The organism is Rhodococcus sp. NPDC059968, assembly GCF_042738615.1.
In the GTDB taxonomy this organism is placed as follows: Bacteria; Actinomycetota; Actinomycetes; order Mycobacteriales; family Mycobacteriaceae; genus Rhodococcus_F.
On the sequence record NZ_JBHWUE010000069.1, the window covers coordinates 44,613 to 51,099 of the forward strand.

Sequence of the window (6,487 nt, forward strand, 5' to 3'; positions counted from 1 at the left end):
ACGGGGGCGGTGTGGTCTCCGGCAGGTGGAGGTGGTGAGGCGATGTTGCTGTCCGTGGGGCACGGCCGGCTCGGTCGGGAGGAACTGACCACGCTGCTGACCGCGGCCGGCGTCGACGCGGTGGTCGACATTCGCCGGTATCCCGGCAGTCGCCGCAATCCCGATGTCGGCAGCGAGATGATGACGCACTGGTTGCCGGACGCCGGGATCGGCTATCGCGTGGAGCCGCGACTCGGCGGTCGCCGCCGCCTGCCGCCCGGCGAGCCGGGTGAGGATCCGTGGTGGCAGGTCGATCAGTTTGCCGCCTATGCCGTACACACCCGCACCACCGAGTTCGCCGTAGCACTGACCGAGGTGTTGGATCGGGCGGCGCGGCAGAGAACGGCGATGATGTGCAGTGAGAGTGTGTGGTGGCGGTGCCACCGCCGGCTCGTCGCCGACGTCGTCGTTCTGCGGCGCGGGGTGAGTGTCGAGCACCTCATGCACGACGGCCGGCGCACCCCGCACCTCCCGGCGGACGGCGCCCGGGTGCGGGCCGACGGCCAGGTGGTCTGGGACCGCCCCCGGGCGCGGTCCTGATCGGCAGCCCCGGTGGCCCGCACTCGTGCCCGACTCCTCTCCGGCCCAGTGCCGGGCCGAGACTGCAACGCGGAGCGGCGAAGCGCTCGGCGTGCCCGGCCGAAGGGATGACGAAGCACGAATCCCGCCCGGTCAGGCGTGGACGCCGGCGAGGGCGAAGAATTCCTGGCGCGAACGAGGATCATCGCGCAACGCTCCCGACAGGGCGGAGGTGACGGTGGCCGATCCCACCGATTGCACCCCGCGCAGGGTCATGCAACTGTGCTCGGCCTCGATGACCACCCCGACACCCCGAGGATGCAGGTGTTCGTCGAGCCAGCCCGCGATCTGCTTGGTGAGCCGTTCCTGAACTTGGGGCCGACAGGCGAAATGCTCTGCCACGCGGGCGAGCTTGGACAATCCGATGATGCGTTCGCCGGGCAGATACCCGATGTGCACGGTACCGGCGAACGGCAGCAGATGATGCTCGCACACCGATCGCAGCGGGACGTTGCGGACCAGGACGAGCTCGTCGTAGTCCTCGTCGTTGGGGAAGGTGGTCAGATCGAAGGCACGGGGGGTGAACAGTTCGGCGTAGCCGTGGGCCATGCGCCGGGGCGTCTGGCGCAGGCTTTCCGAGTCCAGGTCGATCCCGAGTGCTTCCAGGAACGCCGCTGCCGCCTCTTCGGCCGCAACCAGGTCTCGTCCTGGTGCCTGATGGAGAACGTGGAGTGTCGCGGTCGACGGCATGCCGGGTTCCTTCGCAGTGGTGGTGGGTGGCGTCCACCCGGCGAAGCGCAGCGGCCTCGGGCGGGTGGACGAAATGATGAGGGTGCCACCGGCGCACGCCCCGGAACGACGGGATGCACGTCGGTGTCGGCTTAGGCGGCACTCAGTTTCGGGGCGAGTACGGTGCGCCGGTGCCAGGCCGGGTCGTACACGTAGGCCAACCGGCCGAGGGTGAGGGCGGCGAGCATCAGTCCGAAGTCACGCAGTGCGACGTCGTAGAAGCCGGGGTAACTCAGCAGGTTGATCACGATTCCGGCGAGCCAGGCGGCGACGATGTAGGCCGCATAGCGTGGTTTGATCGCGACGGCGATGCCGGCGACGATTTCGATCACTCCGACGACCAGCATGGTTTGGTGCGCGCTGAACGGGCTGAGGTCAACGATCCACGGCGCCAGGTAGTCCTCCCAGGTGGTGAGCACGTTCGTGAACTTGTCGATGCCCATCACGATCGGGAGCACCGTGAATCCGATCCGCAGCAACAGGAACGCGCCGTAGGCGGGGTCACTGCGAGCGCGTTGCAGGGCCGTGCCGGGTGTGGGTGCGGTCGCCGACGAGTCGGGCGTGGAAGTAGTCATCAGAAACCCCTTTGTAAAAGTAATAGGAATCATTTTTAGAATCTGCCCTCCACACCTATTTGTCAATACTTTTTGGTGTTACAGTCGGGGTATGTCCACTCCGCGATCCGCTGCGCCAGCGGTGCTGGCGGCGTTGAGCAACCTCGATGATCCGTTGCGGCACAGGCTGTATGACTACGTGACCGAAAGCGACGCACCGGTCTCACGGGAGCAGGCGGCCGCCGCCGTCGACGTCGGCCGGACCCTCGCGGCCTATCACCTCGACAAGCTGGCCGATGCCGACCTGCTGACGGTCAGTTACCAGCGGCCGGCCGGCCGCGGCGGACCCGGCGCCGGCCGCCCCGCGAAGCTCTACACCCGGGCCACGACGGAAATGACCGTCAGCGTGCCGCCCCGGGACTACGAACTGCTCGCCCGGTTGCTCGTCACCTCGGTCGAACAGGACACCAGCGGAACCGTGCGGGCGGCGGTGAACGAGGCCGCGCTCGACGCCGGCAAGCGGGCCGCCGCCGACACCGGGGGAGATCTCCTCGCGGCGCTCCGCGGCTGCGGATACCTGCCCCAGATCGCCGACGACGGCCGTATCGACCTACGCAACTGCCCCTTTCACCATGTCGCCCGAGACCACCTGGACGTGGTGTGCGGGTTGAATTTACGCCTCGTCGAGGGCGCGATCGCCGGGAGCACCCAACACGACGCGCACGCAGAACTGGACCCGCGACCGGACCGGTGCTGTGTCGTGGTCCACCACGCAGCGTCCGCCCATGCGCACTCGCCCCCGGGCACCACCGCCCGTCCCTGACGGACACGAACCGGCATGTCACAGGCGCCGGATCGGCTCGCGCGTCGATCGAAGGACCCGCGCGCAACCGACCCGGCATCACGGCGCACCGCTGACCGCGACGCTCCACGCAAGCGCTGCGTGCCAGGGAGCGCTCGCCGCTCCTCGTTACACCGCGAACCACCGGGACCGCATCATGAACCCCCGCCGTTGGGGGCCCATGACGCTCACCGCTCGTCATCTTCTTTTCGGTGACACCGCGGGTCCAGTGCGGTCCGCATCGCTCAAAACCATACCTCTGCAAGGGATCACATCCCATGGGTGTCTATCGAATCCTCTGGTGGGTGGTGACCGTGCCACTGGGGTTGGTCGGCTTCGCGGTCGCGATCTTCACCGTCCACCCCGACGTCCTCGTGTCCGCGGCATTCGCGGCGGCAGTGACCGGCGCAGGTCTGACTGCGATGGTGGCCGACAGGTCCGCCACCGCCACGCCGCGTTCATCGCTGCCGACCGCCGCACTCCACGCCGCCACCGCGGGCGCGGCCCTGATTGGCGTTGTGGGCCTGATCGCACTGTCCGGCGCGGCGGCCGTGCCGCTGGTGCTCGTGCTGACGGTCACCGCCCGGCCGGTGGCGCGGCGGCTTCGAAGCTGGCCGCCGTTGGCGCAGTTACTCTCCCCGCAGCCCTCTGCTCTGTGTGATCCGGACGAGGCGAGCGCTCCGGGTTCCCTGCCGGCGCCGCCGCCGAGCTGTGCGGAATTGTCCGGCGATGCGTTGTGCCGCGGCTGGCGCACCAGTTTCGCGGAGCTGCAGAACGCCAGGTCGGTCACCGACCGGTTGCGACTGGCCCGGATCCGCCAGCAGTACCTCGACGAGATCGAGGCCCGCGATCCCCAGGGCTTCGCGGCGTGGTTCACCTCCGGGGCCCGGGCGGGCAGCGATCCATCGAAGTTTCTCACCACACGAGAGCCACCACCGACCGACCGGCAGTGACACGGTGCACACGCTCCGCAGAGCGGGGAGCGAAGTGGGCGTGGATGAGACGCCCGGACGACGAGAGGCCTGACGATGAACAGATTCCCACCCCCACCGGTAGGGGTAGCGGTGAGCCGGTTGCATCGCCTGTACCGCGAGCAGGGGCAAAGCCCCTGGTTGGACAACCTCACCCGCCCCTACCTGCGCGATGGCATCCTCGCCGGGTTCGTGGCCGCCGGGATCCGGGGGGTGACGGCCAACCCCACCATCTTCGCGCGGGCCATCGCCGGCTCCGATGCCTACGACGCACAGTTCGCGGCACTCATCGCCGAGGGACTCGCGGTCGAGGACGCGTATTGGGAGCTCGCCGCGGCCGATGTCGTCGACGCAGCCGCGATATTGCGGCCCGTCTACGACACCTCGGGCGGCACCGATGGGTTCGTCTCGATCGAGGTCGCCCCGGAACTCGCACGGGACACCGCCGCCACCATCGCCGCGGCCGGTCGACTGCACGAACGGATCGCCCGACCGAACGTGTTCGTGAAGATCCCCGCGACCGCGGAGGGAATACCGGCGATCGCGGACATGATCGGCAAGGGCGTCAGCATCAACATCACCTTGATCTTCTCCCTCGCCCGCTACGAACAGGTGATCGAGGCGTACCTGCAGGGTCTGGAGACGCTGGCGGCACGGGGCGGGGATCTGGCTGCGGTGCGCAGCGTCGCATCGTTCTTCGTCAGCCGCGTCGATACGGAGGTCGATCGACGTCTCGAGCACAGCGGCGACCCCGAGGCCCCGGCGTTGCGGGGTCGGGCGGCGATCGCCCAGGCCCGCCTCGCCTACCGGATCTTCCGGGGCCGCTTCACCGGAGCGCGGTGGGAGGCACTCGCCGCCCGCGGCGCCCGGGTGCAACGGCCACTGTGGGCATCGACCTCGACCAAGAACCCCGATTACCCGGACACCCGCTACGTCGACAGTCTCATCGGCCCGGACACCGTCAATACGCTGCCCGAGGCCACCATCACGGCATTCGAGGATCACGGCACCCTAACCCGCTCCATCGATACCGACCCCGCCGCCGCGGCCGCCGTCCTCGGCGAGCTCGCCGCGGTGGGCATCGACATGGACGACGTCGGCCGCACCCTCGAAGACCAGGGTGTCGCCGCCTTTCACCGGTCGTTCGCCGAGCTGCTCAGCGAACTCCATGCCAAAGCCCACCAGTTGGCGCAACGATGACCTCCCCGGGCGCCGGCCGAGGCGACCCGGCACTACGAGATATGGGCGCTGTGCGGTGAACAGGAACCATAGCGCGCATGAAATCGGTCCTCACACCTGAGAAACCTCCCACCAGAGAAGGACATGACATGGCCACTGCAGAGCAGACATTCGTCATCGTGGGCGCCGGACTGGCCGGTGCGAAGGCCGCTGAGGCGCTGCGCACCGGCGGGTTCGGCGGACGGATCGTTCTCATCGGCGACGAGACCGACCGCCCTTACGACCGACCCCCACTGTCGAAGGGCTACCTCCAAGGCACCACCGAGCGGGAGAAGATCTACCTTCACCCGGCCGGGTGGTACACCGACCACGACATCGAGTTGCGGGTGGGGACCCCGGTCACCGCCCTCAACCTAACCGAACACGAGGTGGTCCTTGACGGCGTCGAGCGGCGCGGATACGACAAGTTGCTGTTGACGACCGGTTCGTCGCCCCGCCGGCTGCAGGTGCCCGGCGCTGATCTGGGCGGGGTGCACTACCTGCGCCGGGTCACCGACTGCGAAACAATGAAGGCCGCGTTCGCCGCGGCGGACCGGGTGGCGATCGTCGGGGCGGGGTGGATCGGTTTGGAAACCGCGGCCGCCGCCCGAGCGGCGGGCTGCGAAGTCACGGTGGTGGGGAGATCGAAGTTGCCGTTGCTGGCGGTGCTCGGCGCCGAGGTCGCCGAAACCTACGCCGCCCTGCACCGCGACCACGGTGTGGAGCTGCGACTGAACTCCGGGGTGCTCGAGATCGTCGGTGAGGACAACCAGGCCACCGGAATCCGCCTCACCGATGGCACCGTGGTCGAGGCGGACGCGATCGTCGTGGGGGTGGGTATCGTGCCCAACACCGCACTGGCCGAGACGGCCGGGCTGGCGGTCGACAACGGGATCGTCGTCGACGAACACCTGGCCACGACCGACCCCGACGTGTTCGCCGCCGGGGACGTCGCCAACACCTACTACCCGCTGTTGGGAACTCATCTGCGCCTCGAGCACTGGTCGGCCGCCCTCAACCAGGGACCGGTGGCGGCGGAGAACATGAGCGGCCGTGTCACCGCCTATGACCAGGTGCCCTACTTCTTCTCCGATCAGTACGACAGCGGGATGGAGTATTCCGGCTACGTCCCGCACGGTAGTTACGACTCGGTCGTGTTCCGCGGCGACGTGGCCGCCGGCGAGTTCATCGCCTTCTGGATGCGGGACGGGCGGGCGCTGGCTGGCATGAACGTCAACACCTGGGGTGTCACCGATGCCATCGAGGCGCTGGTGCGCTCCGGTGAGCGGGTCGACCCGGCGAAACTGGCCGACCCGGACGAGCTCTTGAGGTACCTGGCTGATCGGGTGCCCGGAGGTGCGCGGTGACGCTCATGTCCCAGCAGGCACGGACGCGCACCCCCGAGACACCGCCCCGTCTCAGTGGTGGTGGTGTCGACGGCCCTGTTCGAACTCGTCCCGGCTGAATCGCCCTGGATCGAGTGGAGACTCCGGTTCAGGCCACCTCGGGGGTTGAGGCAGCCGGGGGACGCTGTTCACGATAGCGGGTCTCGTACC

General features: G+C 68.6%; 7 protein-coding genes. 5 read left to right on the forward strand and 2 right to left on the reverse strand.

All coding sequences use genetic code 11. From position 1 onward, the window contains the following. The first annotated feature begins 42 nt into the window (after nucleotides 1-42). Entirely contained in the window at nucleotides 43-579 is a 537-nt protein-coding gene (locus ACFWAY_RS37910; protein WP_378514183.1) for a DUF488 family protein, read from the forward strand. Between the two features lie 132 nt (nucleotides 580-711). Here ACFWAY_RS37910 and folE read toward each other — a convergent pair whose 3' ends face one another. Both folE and ACFWAY_RS37920 read right to left on the reverse strand, forming a co-directional pair. Further along, nucleotides 712-1,308, reverse strand: coding sequence for a GTP cyclohydrolase I FolE (folE, locus tag ACFWAY_RS37915; RefSeq protein ID WP_378514184.1), 597 nt, complete (start codon nucleotides 1,306-1,308; stop codon nucleotides 712-714). Nucleotides 1,309-1,439: 131 nt separating this feature from the next. After that, the gene (locus tag ACFWAY_RS37920) at nucleotides 1,440-1,922 is read right to left on the reverse strand and encodes a hypothetical protein (protein WP_378514185.1); all 483 of its coding nucleotides are present in this window, start codon (nucleotides 1,920-1,922) and stop codon (nucleotides 1,440-1,442) included. A 91-nt stretch (nucleotides 1,923-2,013) separates the two neighbouring features. On the opposite strand from ACFWAY_RS37920, the gene ACFWAY_RS37925 reads away from it, so the two are divergent. The 4 genes from ACFWAY_RS37925 to ACFWAY_RS37940 all read left to right on the forward strand — a co-directional run bounded on the left by ACFWAY_RS37925 (nucleotide 2,014) and on the right by ACFWAY_RS37940 (nucleotide 6,298). Then, a complete protein-coding gene (locus ACFWAY_RS37925) occupies nucleotides 2,014-2,724 on the forward strand; it encodes a helix-turn-helix domain-containing protein (RefSeq protein ID WP_378514186.1) in 711 nt (236 codons plus the stop codon). A 296-nt stretch (nucleotides 2,725-3,020) separates the two neighbouring features. Beyond that, nucleotides 3,021-3,695, forward strand: a complete 675-nt coding sequence (locus ACFWAY_RS37930) for a hypothetical protein (protein ID WP_378514187.1) — start codon at nucleotides 3,021-3,023, stop codon at nucleotides 3,693-3,695. A 75-nt stretch (nucleotides 3,696-3,770) separates the two neighbouring features. After that, the gene (tal, locus tag ACFWAY_RS37935) at nucleotides 3,771-4,913 is read left to right on the forward strand and encodes a transaldolase (protein WP_378514188.1); all 1,143 of its coding nucleotides are present in this window, start codon (nucleotides 3,771-3,773) and stop codon (nucleotides 4,911-4,913) included. Nucleotides 4,914-5,041: 128 nt separating this feature from the next. After that, nucleotides 5,042-6,298 carry an NAD(P)/FAD-dependent oxidoreductase gene (locus ACFWAY_RS37940; protein ID WP_378514189.1) on the forward strand — a complete coding sequence of 419 codons (1,257 nt, stop codon included), beginning with the start codon at nucleotides 5,042-5,044 and terminating at the stop codon, nucleotides 6,296-6,298. The last annotated feature ends 189 nt before the right edge of the window (nucleotides 6,299-6,487 follow it).